This is a genomic window from Pseudoalteromonas sp. AWM4_233, assembly GCF_056158285.1.
In genome coordinates this window covers 524,490-542,543 of the sequence record NZ_JBSWSZ010000001.1, presented here as the reverse complement: position 1 = coordinate 542,543, position 18,054 = coordinate 524,490, and the positions used below count along the sequence as shown (strand labels likewise).

Genomic DNA, 18,054 nt, shown 5'->3' with positions numbered 1-18,054 from the left:
ATGACTTATTGCTCAGTATACTTTTCGGTATACTTAGCTCAATAACTTTAGAGGTGATTATGTTAGATATTGTTTTATACCAACCTGAGATCCCACCAAATACGGGAAATATCATTCGTTTATGTGCTAATACTGGTTACACATTACACTTAATAGAGCCGTTGGGCTTTGAGTGGGATGATAAGCGTATTCGTCGTGCAGGCCTTGATTATCATGAGTTCAGTGAAGTAAAACGTCACCCTTCTTTTGAAAGCTATTTAGAAACTGAACAACCTAAGCGCGTCTTTGCTTGTACCACCAAAGGCAGCACGTATCATCATGAGCCAGAGTACCAAGCCGGTGATTGTTTAATGTTTGGGCCTGAAACACGCGGGTTGCCCGAAGACATCATCTTTTCTCTGCCAGCAGAGCAAAGAGTGCGTATTCCGATGAAACCTGACAGTCGTAGTATGAACCTATCAAATGCGGTATCAGTATTCGTTTACGAGTCATGGCGTCAACTCGGCTTTCCAAACTCAAAATAGTTAGCCGTTTTTTAACATTTTACTCGCACAGCGATGAATAATTCACTAATATTAAATATTAAAAGGACTGAGGAGGATATTAAATATTATGAAGTTATGGCATTCATTGCTGTTGTGTCTCGTAATATTGTGCAACTCAGTTTTTGCATCGCAGCGCACTACCCAAGCCATAGCAAGTCAGGCCAATAATCAGCATTGGTTTTTATATGCTGATGATATTATTAAATTCGACGGCCATCACGAGTTTAATGCTCAGCAACTCACTCATGACCTCACAGCACCGTTTTTAAGTATTTTAAGTCAAGCACCTTTACTTTGGGTAGGTCATCAAAATGGCCTAACTAAGATCAATACAGTGACAGGTGAAACACGCACCTGGCTACAAACCCCTGTCACAAAAATCAGTCAGACTGACAATGGCATTATTTTTCAAAGCAATGAACGCCTTTATCAACTGGTGAATACGACATTATCTGTTTTGCCTATCGATTTAAAGCAGCAACTTTGGCAGACCTCACCACAAGGTGTGGTCTATGTCTCTGAAGACAATGCCCTTATGCGTTGGGACATGATGAATGGCAAGCAACAATTCGCAACCTTGCCATTTGACGCTGACACCTTATTACTGCATCAAGATAAAGTCATCTTTAAATCTTTAGCTGGCGAGGTTTTCCTGTTTGATAAAACTTTACAAACTCAGCCTCTTTTTTCAGCTGACAATCTTGTTGTTTTTGATTCTAAATTATTGAGTTTCAAAGATAGCTTTATCAACAGCTACAACTTAAACACACAGACCCAGTATCAATACCAAGTTAATAACTTGCCGATTGACGATTTAAAAGTGTCAAACCAATCAATCTGGCTTTCTCAACTAGGTCAATGGCGCAAATTTCAACCTACTCAATTAAACTTACAAACCGATATTGAAAATTCTGAAGAATTAAAGCTTTACCAAATAGGTATGCGAGCTTTTCAGCAATTTGCTAAAAGTCAGCCCGTTAATGCAGTACGTTATATTGATGGTGGACGCTGGGCAGTCGCAACTGAACAACAAATTTTTATTTTTAGCGGCGAGAAAGGGAGTTTCACTCCTTTTATTGATAAACAAAATACACAGGCGCTCTATTTCACCCATGATGGTAATTTATGGGTCAGAGACAACAGTGGTTTGAGCCAGTTTGATATAGGTAGTAAAACGCTTTTACACCGCTATGATATTGAAAGTATCCATAGCATCACACAGTTATCAGATAATGAATTTATCGCTTCGACGACCAATGCATTATGGTTGCTTGAACAAGGCTCTGCACAAAAGTTGTCATTACCTTTTAAAAGCCTAACATTCCATGATGTGCTCTACACTAAGCATAATAATACACTCCTGCTTAGTACCGAATCGGGTTTGTTTGCGCTGACTTTGGTCAATAAACAAATAACAGGCTTCATACAGCGTAATCAATTTGCCGGTAAATATTTAGCCCATGCAGAAGAAGGGATTTGGCAATTTGATAAACAAGGGATCGCGCATTATAAAAATCGCGTCACCAAACGCTTGATTGCGCCATTTAAAGCACAACGCCAAGTACTGAGTTTTAGACAAAAGCTGATGTTATTGAATGACAGTTTCTCTCTTATCGCTGAGCAAGCGCATGTTCAATCTCCAACACTTGCGCTGTCGCATGTGCGCTACCATTACCGAGATAAAATCACTGAGTCATTTTCACCAAAATTACCGCTTACCATAGAAGCGGATGTAAAGCGTTTTAGTTTATGGTTTAACACCTGCGAAACCTGCCAGCTAAGCTATCGTTTATCCGAAGGTGCGCCATGGCAATTACTTGAAAACAATAAGCTCACCCTGACTCCCACAGAAATGTCGGCATTAGAAGTTGTTTCGTCTAGTCAAAGTATGTCGAAAACGTTGACGGTGACAGCCTCAAAACCAAAGCAAGTTTGGTGGCACTGGGTGTTAGCCCTAGTCATGAGCGCTGGCTGTGTTTACTGGTTGCTAAACAAGCAGCTACGTACTTCTAAATCAAAACTGACAGAGCATTTCAGCGACATGCTCATGACCCATTCAAAAGATGCTATTTGGCTTGCCGACGAACACTTTAATGTTCTCAAAGTGAACCAAGCATATAGTGATATTACAGGTTACTCTGCTGATGCATTAGTAGGTCATAAACCGAAAATTTATACCGAGCAAGGCAGAGACCGCAGACTTGAACAACATATTGTTGCAGAGAGCCAGTTAAACGATTATTGGACTGGCGAAATCTGGACGCTTGGCGCTAATCATCAAAAACTCGCGCTCGATGTAACAGTGACTAAGTTGACCCATGAAGATCATCCTTCAGAGGTATTTTATCTTGGTGTACTGACAAACATTTCAGAGCGTAAAGCCAATGAAAAAGCGTTACTGAACTTATCAACGCGAGATTCAATAACCGGACTTGCCAATCGTACGCTTTTTATTGAATCACTGAATCAAGCCATAGCGAGCTGTAATAAGGCGTTTCCATCCTTATTACTGGTGTTGATTGATATCGATCACTTCAGAAAAATTAACGATCTCATGGGTCATGAAAGTGGTGATGCACTGTTAAAAGAAGTCGCTAATCGTTTATCCCAACACCTTGATAAAGGCTTTACTCTGGCACGTGTCAGTAGTGATGAATTTGCAGTACTGATACCGCCTTACCTGTTTTCTGGTATGACGATTTTCTTTGCTAAAAAACTCGCTGATGACATTTTAAAATGTATTAATCATCCCTTTACGCATCAAGGCGTAGAGACCTCAGTCAGCGCTTCTTGTGGTTTAGCTATCTATCCTGACGATGCAATTGATAGTGAGCATCTGATCCGCTGTGCAGACTCTGCATTAGATCACGCAAAACATAAAGGTAATAACAGCTACCAGTTTTTTGATAAACAGCGTCATCAATTAGATCCCACTATCTTATCCCGAGAATCTGCCCTGTTGAGGGCCATAGACGATCAGCAATTTAAACTGTTTTATCAGCCTAAATATCAAGCTGAAAGTAGAAAGCTCGTAGGTTTTGAAGGGTTAGTTAGGTGGCAGCAGGACGATGGCAGCATAGAAAACCCTGCTAATTTTATTCCTTTTGCTGAGGAGTGTAGCGCGATTATTCCTATGACGAATTACTTATTGGATGTTGCGTGTAAGCAAATTAGTCATTGGCGCATGATGGGGCTTTCTGGTAATCATGTGGCGATCAATATTTCAGCTAAGCATTTTGAAAGTGACTTTTTAGTCGACACAGTCCGTGAATGCCTTCTGAGGCATCATATCCCAGCTCAATGTTTAGAGCTTGAGATCACTGAAAGCGCCATGATGGCCGACCCCGAGCAAGCCCTTAAAATTATGCATCGCCTTAAAGCGCTGGGCGTGACGATTGCACTTGATGACTTTGGGACTGGCCATTCATCACTTGGCTACTTAAAACGCTTTCCGATTGATATCCTCAAAATTGATCGCTCGTTTATCATGGATATTGAGCAATCAGATCAAGATAGAAATATCACCGCCACCATCATTCGCTTGGCCAAATACCTCAACATTACTGTAGTCGCTGAAGGGGTCGAAAATGAAAGACAAGCTTATCTATTAAACGTCATGGGTTGTGGCATTTTGCAGGGGTATTATTTCTCTAAGCCGCTTCCAACTGATAAAGCAACTCAACTGTTAGAAAATGCGCTCGAAGAAACCGCAACGCTAAGCTAGCGTGCGCACCTTATTAAACTTATAACGTAAAAAAAACGGCGCTATTAAGCGCCGTTTTTTGTTATGACTTCTTTGAGTGTTACTCAGACTTTTGCTCTCTACCTAACAGCGCCATGGCTGCCTCTTTTACATCTTTATTTTCATAAAGTACTTGGTAGATTTGCTCGCAGATTGGCATTTCGATACCACTGCGTTTTGCGAGTAAGTAAACTTCTTTGGTATTACGATAACCTTCAACGACTTGGCCAATGCTTTCCATCGCTTCATCAACACCTAACCCTTTTCCTAGAGCAAGGCCAAAGCGACGGTTACGAGATTGATTATCTGTACAGGTAAGGATCAAGTCTCCCAAACCTGCCATACCCATAAAGGTTTCAGATTTGGCACCCAGTGCGCAGCCTAAACGACAAAGCTCGGCAAGGCCACGGGTAATTAATGCTGTACGTGTGTTTGCGCCAAAGCCAAAGCCATCTGACATACCGGCACCAATGGCGATAACATTTTTAACCGCGCCACCTAATTGAATACCAATGAAGTCATCATTGCTGTAGACACGAAATGAACGACCACAGTGCAGTAATTTAGCTAAATCACTGGCAAACTCTGTTTCAGTGGCAGACACAGAAATAGCCGTCGGCAAACCTGCCGCCATTTCTTTGGCAAAAGTAGGTCCTGATAGCACAGCTAAAGGTACTGTTTCACCGAGTTTTTCAACTGCGACTTCTTGAAGTAAGCGCCCGGTATTCGGTTCTAACCCTTTTGTTGCCCACACCACTTTAGCACCCGCATTGAGCATAGGTTGAATTTGCTCTAATGTTTTTGCAAAAGCATGGCTTGGCACAACCACTAAGATGATCTGACTAGCCTTAACTGCTTTTGCTAAATCACTCTCAAGCTTTAAAGTTTCAGGGAAAGTAATGTCGGGAAGATAACGTTGATTTTTACGCTCAGTTGCTAGCATCTCAACATCATCGGCGTTTCGACCCCATAAGGTTACTGCGTGTCCATTTCGGGCAAAACTAATAGCAAGGGCGGTGCCATACGACCCCGCCCCTAGTACAGATACAACTGATTGTTCTGTTTTCATATAATTATGCGTCAGCTGGTTGCTCTGCTTGTGCTGCACGTTGCTGCATGTACTGAGCAAATAGCGCGTCGAAGTTTACAGGCGCTAGGTTAAGTTGTGGGAAAGTACCCTTGTTCACTAAACCAGCTACTGCTTCACGTGCATATGGGAAAAGAATGTTCGGGCAGAATGCACCTAGCATGTGTGCCATTTGTAGCTCTTCAAGTTCAGCGATTTGGAAAATACCTGCTTGCTGAATTTCACATAGGAATGCTGTTTCTTCACCGATAGAAGCGGTTACAGTCAGTGCTAGTACAACTTCAAAGATACCTTCGTCTAACTTGTTAGAGCGTGTATCCATGTCTAATTTTACTTCAGGCGTCCACTCTTTTTGGAAAATAGCAGGAGAGTTAGGCGTTTCAAAAGACACGTCTTTTGTGTAAATACGCTGAATTGTGAATTGTGGGCCTTCCTGCGGAGCTGCAGCTTGATTTGCTTGTTCTGTCATGAGTGTTCCTAAAACTTGTATTTCTTAATGTAATTATTATGCGTTTAATAGGGTATCTAGTTTACCCTGCGCTTCGATTGCCATCATATCATCGCAACCGCCAATATGCGTGTTATTGATAAAGATCTGTGGAACTGTCGTGCCACCATTTGCTTTTTCAATCATTTCGTCGCGTAATTCAGGCTGAGCAGCAATATCATACTCAGTGTATGTTACACCTTTACTGTCTAGTAGTGCCTTTGCTCTGTGGCAATACGGGCAGTAATCTTTAGTATAAATAACAACGTTGCTCATAAAATCCTCTTGATTATTTACCGGTTGCTACAGGCAGGTTAGCATTTTGCCATGCGCCCATACCACCGCTTAGTACATAAACATGCTCGAAACCCGCTTTTGATACGTTGTTTGCGATGCCATTTGCTGTCATGCCTGTTGTACATACCAATATAATGGGCTTAGATTTAAACTTTTCAAGGCCTGCAAAGTCACTTTGTTTGGCTTTTTCAGCGCTCAATTGAACAGCACCCGCAATACGGCCTACGTTAAACTCTTTTGCCGGACGAATATCAACGACTTGACCATCTTCTTTATTAACCAACAGGGTTAGTTGCTGTGGGTTAATTTGGCGAATTGCAGAAAATTTGCTTTTAAACCAGCTCATTACAATCATCGCAACAAGGGCTAACCAAATAATGCTTAGCACAGCATTATTGCCGATAAATTCAATATATTGTTCCATGAAAATTCCAACTACTTTGGATCTAATGATTTAGATCTTGTCTTAATGTTCAATGACTCGGCAGTATACCGTTTGCAATTGTTTGGGTATACCCTTTTATAAAAGCGTCGATTGCTAGACGCTAATATGAAGATTATTCCGTTTCAAAGGGCTGAATATTCATACAAAACACGGTATGCTACGCGCAGAGTTCGTGCCTTAGTTTAGGAGCCCAAATGACTGCACAGAAAAAACCACTTGTTCTAATGATTTTAGATGGTTGGGGATACAGAGAAGAAAGCGAAAGCAACGCAATTTTAGCTGCAAACACGCCCGTGTTAGATAACTTATGGGCCACCCGCCCTCGTACACTCATTTCAGGTTCAGGTTTAGATGTGGGTCTACCAGATGGACAGATGGGTAACTCTGAAGTCGGTCACGTAAATTTAGGTGCTGGCCGTATTGTTTATCAAGACTTTACCCGCATTACTAAAGCAATCGACGATGGCGAATTTGAACACAATCCAGTGTTAGTAGAAAACATCGATAAAGCCGTTAACGCTGGTAAAGCTGTACATTTAATGGGTCTGTTGAGCCCAGGTGGCGTTCATAGCCACGAAGATCATATTATTGCGGCTATTAAGCTTGCAGCAAAGCGTGGTGCAAAAGCTGTTTACTTCCATGCCTTCTTAGATGGTCGTGATACACCACCTCGTAGTGCACAAGCTTCAATCGAAAAGATCGAAGCGCTATTCGCAGAGTTAAACTGTGGCCGTCTAGCTTCAATTGTGGGTCGTTATTATGCAATGGACCGTGATAACCGCTGGGAGCGTGTAGAATCAGCTTACAATCTAATGGTGTGTGCTGAAGGTCAATATACTTACAACACTGGCATTGAAGCGTTGTTAGCCGCTTACGAGCGTGATGAAAACGACGAGTTTGTTGCAGCATCACTGGTTCAGCCTGATGCTGCGCCTGCTTCTACTATTAATGATGGTGACACGGTTATTTTCATGAACTTCCGTGCTGACCGTGCCCGTCAAATGACACGTGCGTTTGTCGATGCTGACTTTGCAGGGTTCGAAAAGAAACAAACACCAGAGTTAAGCGCCTTTGTGATGATGACTGAATATGCTGCAGACATTAACGCACCTATTGCCTTCGCACCTGAAAAACTACATAACGTGCTTGGTGAATGGTTAGCGAAACACGATAAGACACAACTACGTATTTCTGAAACAGAAAAATACGCACATGTAACCTTCTTCTTCAGTGGTGGTCGTGAAGAGTTATTTGCTGGTGAAAAGCGTGAGCTGATCCCTTCTCCACAGGTTGCCACTTATGACCTTCAACCAGAGATGAATTCAACGATGTTGACTGACAAGCTGGTTGAAGCAATTGAAAGCGGTGAACACGATGTGATCATCTGTAACTATCCGAACGGTGACATGGTTGGCCACTCAGGTGTATTTGAAGCGGCAGTAAAAGCCTGTGAAGCAGTTGATGCATGTATTGGTCGTGTTGTTGAATCGTTAGAAAAAGTCGGTGGTGAAGCACTGATCACAGCTGATCACGGTAACGCTGAACAAATGACCAATGCAAAAACGGGTCAAGCTCATACAGCTCACACTAGCGAGCCGGTACCATTCATTTATGTAGGTCGTGATGCACAACCACACGCAGGTAAAACATTAAGTGATGTAGCGCCAACTATGCTACACCTACTTGGTATGGAACAACCTGCAGAAATGACAGGTTCACCTATTATGACCGTTAAGTAATGCGCACAAGCTTACGCATTATTTTCGGCATAACGACTATGTTGGTATTGGCTTTTGCCAATGCCAACGAGTCTCGTACTAAGCAAGATTTAGACGCAGTACAAAAAGAACTAGAAAAAAGCCAGAAAAGCTATCAACAACAAAACGAAAGATTCAATAAACTCAAACGCAAGTTACGTGACTTCGAGTTACAAATTGCACAGCACGCTAAAGCACTGTCATTGACCGAGCAAGGGATCAATGAGAATCGCCAACAACAATATACCCTCGAAAGTGAGAACAAAAGCTTAGAACAACAAAAAAGTAATCTACAAACACTTCTCGCAGGGCAATTAAAAAGCGCTTACATGACTGGCAGTCATGACTATTCAAAAATGTTACTCAATCAAGAGCATAGTGCTACGCTTGAGCGTACCTTGAGCTATTACGATTACTTCAATAAAGCCCGCATCACACAAATTGAAGCTTTAAAGAAAGTCATAGAACAACTAGCTGAAAACCAACAAACACTTGAACAGAAGCAACTGCAACTCAACGATTTATTTACACAACAAACAGAGCGTTTAGCCGCTCTCAAGGCCACCAAAGAACAGCGTCAAAACAGCCTTTCACAACTTAATAGCGCATTAAAACAAACACAAAGCGCCATCGCTTATTTGAAAGAGAATGAACAAACCTTAATCACCACACTCTCGCAATTAAATGAACAGCAAAGCGAGTCATTGGTGCCAGTAGAATTAATTGGGTTACGCAATAAAAAAGGGAAACTGCCTTGGCCGAGTAAAGGCCGCCTAAAACATCGCTTTGGCCAACGCAAACATGCTGGCATGAATTGGAAAGGAGTATTTATTGCAGCAAAAACAGGAGATAACGTTAAAGCCGTACAACAAGGCCAAGTTGTTTTTGCCGATTGGCTCAATGGCTTTGGGTGGGTCATTGTCGTCGATCATGGTCTTGGCTATATGAGTTTATATGGTCACGCACAAACGCTTTTAAAAGATGTCGGTGATCAAGTCCGAAGCGGCGAAAGTATTGCACTAGTAGGTCAGAGCGGCGGACAAGCTGATCCTGGTCTATACTTTGAGTTACGGCATAAAGGAAGCGCTGTCGATCCAGTAAAATGGTGCAAATAAGTTAAAGAATAACCTTGCTGCACCTGACTAGGAGCAGCACATGAATTCATTTTTAATCAATTCGAAATCGTTAGATTACCTAAAATCTAAATTTATTTTTTTATGCGTGTTTACGATGCTCAGTTTGTATATCAGCTTTGCATCAATTGCATCCGCGACACAATTTACTCAGCAACAAACCAACGAAATTCTTTATCATATTCACACTTATTATGTGGATGATGTGCCATTAAGTCAGTATCACAAAAGCAACTTAACCGACGTCTTTGAACAACTTGATCCTTACTCAAAATATTTAAGTGCCAGCGAACTTGAAAGCTTGTTCAGTGCCGCGAATGGCCGTTATACAGGGATTGGTATTGAAGTAGAAGAAGTCGACGATCGCATTGTGATCTTAGGAACATTACCCGGCTCACCCGCCGAACAAGCTGGCATTGAAGGCGGCGATAAGCTGGTAGCAATAAATTCTGAAGATGTCACAAAAAGAGATATAGCTCATGTGTCGAAACTACTCAAAGAAGCGGCACTAAAAACCATCTACATCACTGTCGAACGCGCTAAAAGCGAACTGACTTTGGCTTTAAGACGCGAAGAAATTAATGTAGAGAGTGTATTTAGCCAGCTTTTAACCAATCAAAATGCCTATATTTCTCTTCAGAGCTTTAATAACCACAGCTACCATGACGTTGCTCGTCACATCAATAAACTGATTTCAAATAATGGTGGACCACTTTCAGGATTGATCATCGATCTACGCGATAATCCCGGTGGCACTTTAAGCAGCGCAGTGGCGATTTCAGATTTATTTTTGCAAGCTGGCACCATAGTCACCACCAAAGGACGCTTTTATGATGCTAACCAACAATTTGTTGCACAACATGGTGATATTTTAAATGGCGCGCCGATTGTGGTGTTAATCAACGAGCAGTCGGCTTCTGCGGCGGAGATTTTAGCTGGTGCTTTGCAAGATAACCAACGCGCAATCGTCGTTGGTAGTAAGTCGTATGGTAAAGGTTCAGTCCAGTCACTGATCCCCATCGGCGATGGCACTACCGCACTGAAACTCACAACCGCAAAATACTTTACACCTTCTGGTCGCTCTATAGATGGTGTGGGTATCAAGCCTAATATTTTACTAGCTGAACAAGGACTTTCACATTTAAATAAACGCGCTATAATGGCTGGTGAACTTTCGAACAACATGGCTAATTTAGCTTTGCTAGACAAGCATTTAGTCGACGCGAAAAGTTATTACAAAGATAAAAATTAAATAAGAGAGTGCTTACTCTCAGCTACAGGCTTATAAATAGAAGAATACACTGTGCGCTCATTATTATGGTTATTGCTAAGTGTTTTTTACTTAGCAATACCTTTGCATGCTAAACAAATTGCCATTGTGATCGACGATGTGGGAAACCACCAGCGAGATCTCAATTTACTTTCTCTCCCCGGTGAGCTGACTTTTGCCATTTTGCCGCACACCCCCTATTCTCAAAAGTTTGCATACCTAGCCAGTCAACAGAGTAAAGAGCTTCTTTTGCATGTACCTATGCAAGCAATTGAAGACAAAGCGCTCGGACCCGGTGCACTGACTTTAGACATGGATAAACAAACGCTACAAATGACGCTGGGTCACGCGCTAGCCAGTTTACCTCAAGTCAGTGGCGTGAATAATCATATGGGATCGGCACTGACTCAATATAGTGATCCCATGAAATGGACGATGGAAGTCTTACGCAAACGCGATTTATATTTTCTTGATAGTCGAACAACTAATGAGTCACAAGCACAAACTGTGGCTGACTTATACGGTGTGGCTAATATTGCTCGCCAGGTTTTTCTCGATAACGAAAAACAAGAGACCTACTTTGCTCAACAATTAAATGAAGCAAAAAGCATCGCGTTAAGAAATGGCCAAAGCGTACTCATCGCGCACCCATATCCTGAAACCGTGGCATTTTTACATGCACAGATCCCGCTTCTACTTGAACAAGGCTACGAGCTCGTTCCTCTATCGCAACTCGTTCGCACTCGCTACATTCAACTCGCCAAAAACACGGGTGCAGTCGTACCAAGCATCGCTGAAAAATAAAACTTTGATCTCGATTTAAGCAAGCTCTAACAAAATGGGTTATAAGTTTATACATTGATCCAAATTAGGACTGTTTAATATGCTTCATATTGTTTCTGATCTCATGACTGCCGATCCATTTGCAGTACACCATCAATCAACCATTAAAGAAGTGCACGACTTGATGCGCGAAAAAAATATTCGCCATATTCCTGTGATCGATGATCAAGGTATTTTAAAAGGTATGCTGACACAAAAGATCATGGTCGCACAAGTAATGAAAATTATGGCAACCTACGGGCCCAATGCGATTGAAAGAAAGGAAAAGCAGAGTATTGCTCAAGATATTATGGCAACTGACTTTGCCAGTATTCGACCAGAGCAATCTCTTAGTGAAGTGGCACAGTTTTTTGTCGAAAACCGTCATGGTTGTATGCCTGTTGTCGACGAAGAAGGAAAATTATTGGGCATTTTAACCTCATCTGATTTTGTTAGACTTGCAGCGGCCCTTTTGTCTTAATACTTCTACTAAGCTCTTGATTGCATCAGATATAAAACAAATACAAAAAAGGAGGCTGAGCCTCCTTATAAAGTGTATATAGCTAAAAACTTACGCTTTTGCTTGTAATGTTCTTGCTACGGTACGCATACCTAGCGTTGTCGCACCAGCAGACCATAAGCTACCAGCGCTGTTTTGGAATGAAGCTGCTAGATCTATGTGTACCCAACCTTGACCTTCATTTGGTACAAAGCGCGATAAGAAACCTGCTGCATTCGATGCGCCACCGTAACCGCCACCTTTTTGCGCTCGGCTGTTAGCTGTGTCAGCGTAAGGTGAAGGGCAGTTGTTTTGGTGCCACTTTTCAAGTGGAAGTGGCCAAGCCGCTTCAAACTCTTCTTCAGCGAACTGCTGAACTTCTGATACTAATGCTTTATCAAGACCGAATAATGCATTGTACTCTTGACCTACAGCAACCAGTGCAGCACCCGTTAGCGTTGCCGCATCGATGATTAATGGTGCGCCCGTTTCACCAGCAGCCATTAGACCATCGGCCAGAACTAAACGGCCTTCAGCGTCCGTATTTACGATCTCAACTGTTGTGCCATTTTTATAAGTTAGGATATCACCTAGCTTGTAAGCATGGCCTGAAATTAAGTTTTCAGCACAGCATAAGAATAATTTGATGCGCTTGTCGATGCCACGCTGAATTGCAATCGCCAGACCTGCAGTCACAGTCGCCGCACCACCCATGTCACACTTCATTGATAACATGCCTTCGCTAGGTTTGATTGAGTAACCACCTGAATCAAACGTAATACCTTTACCTACAAGCGCAGCGCTTACAGGCGCGTCTTCGTCACCTGTTGGGTTGTAATCAAGCTCAAGTAATACCGGTGGGCGTTCGCTACCACGACCAACTTCGTGAATACCGATCCACTGTTGCTCAAGTAGTGCATTGCCTTTGATGATGTTGTAGCTCACATGCTCAGGCGCTAGAGATTGGATAAACTCAGCCGCTTTGCTAGCTAGGCTTTCAGGGTAAACATCTTCAGCCGTGCCGTTAATCATCTGGCGCGTCCAAGTTGCTGCATTTTTTAATGCTGCAAGCTCAGCTAAATCTGACTGTTCATTGTCAACAAACTCAACACCATCAAGTTGCTTAGCAGTCACAAAGCCTTGATAGAACGCCCACTGAGACTCTGTGCACCAAGCATCGCCTTGTAATACAACTTGCTTCACACCTTGTTGAGAAAGGCTACGCGCTGCTTTTTGCACTAATTTAAGTGTTTCGTTTTGCTGCAGGTGGACAATGGCACCAAGTTGATCAAACGATAGCAATGCATCAGCACTCCACGGCGCTGTAGGCGCTTGTTCACTGATACGAACAATGAATTTATCAGACATAGATTGTGTTCTCTTATACGCTTATTAGTAGCATTAAGTGTACACTAGCACCGAGTATCACCCAACCTATTGCGATTAAACAATGAAGTTCACGCCAAAGCTCGAAAAAGCCACTTTAATAAAGCGCTATAAACGCTTTTTAGTCGACCTAGAAACACCTAATCAAGCATTTACAGTTCATTGTGCCAATACAGGTAAAATGACCGGCTGTGCTGATCCGGGTTTTAATGCTTACTACTCAACCAGTGATAATCCAAAACGAAAGTATGCGCACTCGTTGGAACTCACTGAGAATTCAGCGGGCGACCTCATTTGTGTGAATACTGCGATTGCAAACAAACTGGCGATTGAAGGCATAGAACAAGGTACAATTTCTGAATTGCAAGGCTATGCGCATTTGCAACCCGAAGTGAAATACGGACAAGAAAATAGCCGCATTGATATCTTGCTTAAAGATGAACACAAGCCACTTTGCTATGTTGAAGTCAAATCAGTCACCTTATTAGAAAACGGACAAGGTTACTTTCCCGACACTCAAACTGTGCGCGGTCAAAAACACCTCAGAGAATTAATAGACATTACCCAACAAGGACATCGCGCTGTACTACTATTTATGGTGATGCATACGGGTATAGAGTCTGTTAAGGCTGCAGCCCATCTTGATCCTAAATACGCGCAATTACTGAATGACGCACAGACTGCAGGCGTAGAAGTTATCGCTTATAACTGTGAAATAAGCCCTGAGGAAATAATCCTAAATCATAAAATTCCCGTACTATGCTCTTGAATTAGTCATCTATGCCCCCATATAGCCAGCCAATATTAAGTTGTTCTCTTAATCTGGCACCTACTGTATTTTAACCAACCCACAGTAAAAAAGGTTTGCTTAGGGGAGCATATTTTGCTATTTATAGCCGCCGGCGATAGCCGCCGTTATGTTAAGGATTTAGGAGAATGCTATGCCAGACCAAAAAAAATTAGGGTTATTGGCTCAAGCCGGTTTACAACCATATCAAGAACAACCGGGCGAAGAATACATGAATGATGCACAACGTGCGCATTTCAAAAAGATTTTAGAAGCATGGCGTTTAGACCTTCGTAATGAAGTAGACAGAACAATGAACCATATGCAGGATGAAGCGGCAAACTTCCCTGATCCGGTTGACCGTGCTGCGCAAGAAGAAGAGTTCTCTTTAGAGTTACGCACCCGTGATAGAGAAAGAAAACTCATCAAGAAAATCGAAAAAACACTTAACTTAATCGAAGAAGATGACTTCGGTTACTGTGAGTCGTGCGGCATTGAGATTGGTATTCGCCGTCTTGAAGCTCGTCCAACTGCCGACCTATGCGTAGACTGTAAAACGCTGGCTGAAATTAAAGAAAAACAGAACGGCCGCGCTTAATTACGGTATATGCATAACGAAGCATTGTCCATTTCAAGGGGCTATCGAGGCCGATTTGCCCCTTCGCCTTCTGGCCCACTACACTTTGGCTCACTCGTTGCCGCCCTTGCAAGTTATCTAGACGCTAAAGCACATCAAGGCGTTTGGCTTGTACGTATGGAAGACATAGATACACCTCGAGTCGTGCAAGGTGCTGACAGTGCTATCTTAACTGCTCTTGAGAAGTTTGGTTTACATTGGGACGAACAAGTCGAATACCAAAGTCAGCGTCACGCACTGTACCAAGACACCTTAACACAGCTTAAACCCGATCTTTACGCCTGTAACTGCACGCGTAAAATGATCAAACAAGCAGGTGGGTTGTATCAAGGTCATTGTAAATCACTGGCACTGGATTTTAATGAGCATGCTATTCGTTTAACGCAAACGCATCCGGTTTATCAATTTACTGATTTACTGCAAGGTCAGGTACATGTGCCTCACGATTTGGCCAACGAAGACTATATTGTCAAACGTCGCGATGGCTTATTTGCCTATCAGTTAGTGGTCGTGGTTGATGATATCGAGCAAAAGATCAGTCGCGTTGTACGTGGTGCCGATTTATTAGAGCCCACAGCAAGACAAATTAGCTTGTTTAAACAACTCGGTCACACAGTGCCAGAGTATGCCCATGTACCTTTGGCTGTGACTGAACCTGGCTTTAAACTCTCGAAACAGAATCATGCCCCTGCCATTAATATAGATGATCCGATCCCGGAGTTATTGCGTGCATTAAGCTTTTTAGGGCTTGATGTTACAGATGACATGAAACTCAGTAATGTTGAAGAAATTTTGACTTGGGCAAGCACACAGTTTTCTCTTGCCGCCATTCCACAAGAACTCGAAAAAAGCATCAAACTATAACAGGTCGCAATTCAAGCACATTCACACCAAATAACGGCACACAAAAGCCACTTTTAGATCAGTTTATTTCTACTCCTAGCTTAATTTTTTAGTGACGCTAGTATATTATTAGCCACTTTGATTTTACCTATTTAAGCTGAGCTATAATTAATCAATTTACTAATTTATTAATATTGAATTCGTAAACGTTTTTTCAAGTCTGCAGCCGAAAACTTTTAGGGATAACACCGTTCACGCGTCCTGCTATCACTAAGGTACCTACATCCATGTAGGCAAGGCGAATTTACGCGTCAATAGCTGGCCTATTGCGAGTAAATTCAACGTAGTTAGCGTTAAAAGTAACCGCTGGAGATAGATTTATTATCCAGAGCTCAGGTTATTAAATAGGTTACCAACAGAGCGTTTTAGGAGACGGGTCATTATTTCCAAGCTAATTAACATGTGCAAAAAGTGGGTCAAGCCAGACTCTGCAGATGCACACCATACAACCTCGGCAACACCCGCATTAATCACTCGTGCCGAGCATGGTATCTCGCGCAAGCAATTTAGCCCGAATGCCATCAAAGTTTTGTATCGCTTGAAAGATGGTGGCTACGACGCTTACCTAGTTGGTGGTTGTATTCGTGATATTTTAATGGGGATCCAGCCAAAAGATTTCGACGTTGTTACCAATGCGACGCCAGAAGAAATCAAAAAATTATTTAGAAACTGTCGCCTGATCGGCCGCAGATTCCGTCTGGCACACATCGTTTTTGGTCGTGAAATCATCGAAGTTGCCACCATGCGTGGTCACCATGAAGCCGATGAGCGAAAAAATGCGACCAGTCAATCAAGCGAACATGGCCAACTGCTCCGTGACAATGTATACGGCACCATTGAAGAAGACGCTCAGCGTCGCGACTTCTCTATAAACGCCCTGTACTACTCGATTAATGATTTTAGCATTCATGATTTCGCTCGCGGCGTGGAAGCCATCAAAGCCCGTAAAATTGAACTGATTGGCGACCCTGAAACCCGTTATCGTGAAGATCCAGTGCGCATGCTACGCGCGGTTCGATTTGCAACCAAGCTCGACATGGAAATTGCGCCTGGCACGAAAAAGCCTATTTATAAGCTTGCAGATTTACTGGGCAATATTCCACCTGCCCGCTTGTTCGAAGAAACACTAAAACTATTTTTAAATGGCAAAGCCGTTGAAAACTATCTTCAGCTTCGCGAGTTTGGCTTATTTAAACAGCTATTCCCTGCACTAGATGAAATCTTAGAGCAGAGCGAAACCGGCTTTGAAGCGCGTTTTATTGAGCAAATGTTTGCCAATACCGATACGCGTATTAATCAAGATAAAAAAGTCACGCCAGCGTTTGTCTATGCAGCATTACTTTGGTTCCCGCTGCAACAACGTACTCAACAGATTATTGAACAACAAGGTATGTCAGAATTTGACGCCTTCAATCAGGCGATGAACCAAGTTTTAAGTCAAAACGCCCAGCATGTGTCTGTACCAAAACGCTTTACGTTAGGTGCGCGTGATATATGGCATATTCAAATGCGTTTAGACAAACGTTCAGGCCAACGCGCTTATCGCTTAAGCCTTCAGCCTCGCTTTAAAGCCGCTTATGATTTCTTACTACTGCGTGTAGAAAGTGGTGAAGACGCTCAACAAACGTTAGCTGATTGGTGGACTGAATACTTAAAATCAGATGTCACCGGTCAAAAAGAGCTTGTTAAAAACTTAGGTCAATCTGATGGCAAAAAGCCGCGTCGCCGTTACCGCAGAAAGCCAAAGAAAAAAACAGGTGATGCATGATCCCAGTTTATATTGGCTTAGGCGCCAACCTTGAAGCACCTGTTGCACAGCTGCACAACGCGGTTAAAGCCCTCAGTACACTTGCTGACTGTGAGCTTGAAAAAGTTTCACAGTTTTATTCATCTAAGCCTATGGGGCCGCAAGACCAGCCTGATTATTTTAATGCCGTCGCATTACTCAATACCACGCTTGCACCAGAAGCTCTGCTTGATGAATTACAACGTATTGAACTTGAACAAGGTCGTCAGCGTAAAGATGAACGCTGGGGCCCAAGAACCCTAGATTTAGATATTTTGCTATTTGGCGAGCAAACCATAGACACTGAGCGCTTAACCGTGCCGCACTATGGTCTATGTGAACGTGAGTTTGTAGTATATCCACTATTAGAAATCTCACCTGAACTTAAGCTGCCTAATGGCAACACACTCGCTGACATTGCTCAGCAAGTGCCACTCAATGGTTTAACGCCATTAGAGTTGAATTAAATTA

Annotated in this window: 17 protein-coding genes; 12 read left to right on the top strand and 5 right to left on the bottom strand. The window is 42.6% G+C overall.

The genetic code is table 11. The features are described from left to right. The first annotated feature begins 59 nt into the window (after positions 1-59). Together trmL and ACXAC4_RS02320 are read left to right on the top strand one after the other, a co-directional pair. Complete coding sequence (gene trmL / locus ACXAC4_RS02325) at positions 60-524, top strand: tRNA (uridine(34)/cytosine(34)/5-carboxymethylaminomethyluridine(34)-2'-O)-methyltransferase TrmL (RefSeq protein ID WP_138479849.1); 465 nt, start codon at positions 60-62, stop codon at positions 522-524. Between the two features lie 88 nt (positions 525-612). Continuing rightward, positions 613-4,269 (top strand): EAL domain-containing protein, encoded by a 3,657-nt coding sequence (locus ACXAC4_RS02320; protein WP_475158724.1) that lies wholly within the window; start codon positions 613-615, stop codon positions 4,267-4,269. Positions 4,270-4,348: 79 nt separating this feature from the next. Here the strand turns inward: ACXAC4_RS02320 and gpsA are convergent, their stop codons facing one another. The 4 genes from gpsA to ACXAC4_RS02300 are packed head-to-tail and all read right to left on the bottom strand — an operon-like array spanning position 4,349 to position 6,582. After that, positions 4,349-5,356 (bottom strand): NAD(P)H-dependent glycerol-3-phosphate dehydrogenase, encoded by a 1,008-nt coding sequence (gpsA, locus tag ACXAC4_RS02315; protein ID WP_475158723.1) that lies wholly within the window; start codon positions 5,354-5,356, stop codon positions 4,349-4,351. A gap of 4 nt (positions 5,357-5,360) precedes the next feature. Next, the gene (secB, locus tag ACXAC4_RS02310) at positions 5,361-5,843 is read right to left on the bottom strand and encodes a protein-export chaperone SecB (protein WP_138479843.1); all 483 of its coding nucleotides are present in this window, start codon (positions 5,841-5,843) and stop codon (positions 5,361-5,363) included. 36 nt (positions 5,844-5,879) lie between these two features. Beyond that, on the bottom strand, positions 5,880-6,137 hold the full coding sequence (gene grxC / locus ACXAC4_RS02305; RefSeq protein WP_349284526.1) for a glutaredoxin 3: 258 nt from the start codon (positions 6,135-6,137) through the stop codon (positions 5,880-5,882). A 13-nt stretch (positions 6,138-6,150) separates the two neighbouring features. Continuing rightward, positions 6,151-6,582, bottom strand: coding sequence for a rhodanese-like domain-containing protein (locus tag ACXAC4_RS02300; RefSeq protein ID WP_475158720.1), 432 nt, complete (start codon positions 6,580-6,582; stop codon positions 6,151-6,153). A gap of 215 nt (positions 6,583-6,797) precedes the next feature. Here ACXAC4_RS02300 and gpmM point away from each other — a divergent pair, with 215 nt between their 5' ends. The 5 genes from gpmM (at position 6,798) to ACXAC4_RS02275 (ending at position 12,066) form a co-directional block, all read left to right on the top strand. Further along, positions 6,798-8,342 (top strand): 2,3-bisphosphoglycerate-independent phosphoglycerate mutase, encoded by a 1,545-nt coding sequence (gene gpmM, locus ACXAC4_RS02295; protein WP_475158718.1) that lies wholly within the window; start codon positions 6,798-6,800, stop codon positions 8,340-8,342. Next, entirely contained in the window at positions 8,342-9,475 is a 1,134-nt protein-coding gene (locus ACXAC4_RS02290) for a murein hydrolase activator EnvC family protein (protein WP_475158717.1), read from the top strand. The genes gpmM and ACXAC4_RS02290 overlap by 1 nt, the downstream gene beginning before the upstream one ends. Positions 9,476-9,515: 40 nt before the next feature. Continuing rightward, complete coding sequence (locus ACXAC4_RS02285) at positions 9,516-10,745, top strand: S41 family peptidase (protein ID WP_475158715.1); 1,230 nt, start codon at positions 9,516-9,518, stop codon at positions 10,743-10,745. Between the two features lie 51 nt (positions 10,746-10,796). Beyond that, entirely contained in the window at positions 10,797-11,567 is a 771-nt protein-coding gene (locus ACXAC4_RS02280; RefSeq protein ID WP_475158714.1) for a divergent polysaccharide deacetylase family protein, read from the top strand. A 79-nt stretch (positions 11,568-11,646) separates the two neighbouring features. Next, positions 11,647-12,066, top strand: coding sequence for a CBS domain-containing protein (locus ACXAC4_RS02275; RefSeq protein WP_475158712.1), 420 nt, complete (start codon positions 11,647-11,649; stop codon positions 12,064-12,066). A 90-nt stretch (positions 12,067-12,156) separates the two neighbouring features. On the opposite strand, the gene pepB is transcribed toward ACXAC4_RS02275, so the two are convergent. After that, on the bottom strand, positions 12,157-13,452 hold the full coding sequence (pepB, locus tag ACXAC4_RS02270; protein ID WP_404391476.1) for an aminopeptidase PepB: 1,296 nt from the start codon (positions 13,450-13,452) through the stop codon (positions 12,157-12,159). A gap of 82 nt (positions 13,453-13,534) precedes the next feature. Between pepB and sfsA the strand changes: the two genes are divergently transcribed. The 5 genes from sfsA (at position 13,535) to folK (ending at position 18,050) form a co-directional block, all read left to right on the top strand. Continuing rightward, positions 13,535-14,239: a DNA/RNA nuclease SfsA gene (sfsA, locus tag ACXAC4_RS02265; RefSeq protein WP_475158711.1), complete on the top strand. Its 705-nt coding sequence runs from the start codon at positions 13,535-13,537 to the stop codon at positions 14,237-14,239. Between the two features lie 172 nt (positions 14,240-14,411). Then, a complete protein-coding gene (gene dksA, locus ACXAC4_RS02260; protein WP_138479827.1) occupies positions 14,412-14,855 on the top strand; it encodes an RNA polymerase-binding protein DksA in 444 nt (147 codons plus the stop codon). Between the two features lie 9 nt (positions 14,856-14,864). Beyond that, positions 14,865-15,758, top strand: coding sequence for a tRNA glutamyl-Q(34) synthetase GluQRS (gluQRS, locus tag ACXAC4_RS02255; protein WP_475158708.1), 894 nt, complete (start codon positions 14,865-14,867; stop codon positions 15,756-15,758). Between the two features lie 439 nt (positions 15,759-16,197). Then, on the top strand, positions 16,198-17,565 hold the full coding sequence (gene pcnB / locus ACXAC4_RS02250) for a polynucleotide adenylyltransferase PcnB (RefSeq protein WP_475158706.1): 1,368 nt from the start codon (positions 16,198-16,200) through the stop codon (positions 17,563-17,565). After that, positions 17,562-18,050 carry a 2-amino-4-hydroxy-6-hydroxymethyldihydropteridine diphosphokinase gene (gene folK / locus ACXAC4_RS02245; RefSeq protein WP_475158704.1) on the top strand — a complete coding sequence of 163 codons (489 nt, stop codon included), beginning with the start codon at positions 17,562-17,564 and terminating at the stop codon, positions 18,048-18,050. Before pcnB ends, folK begins: the two co-directional genes overlap by 4 nt. The last annotated feature ends 4 nt before the right edge of the window (positions 18,051-18,054 follow it).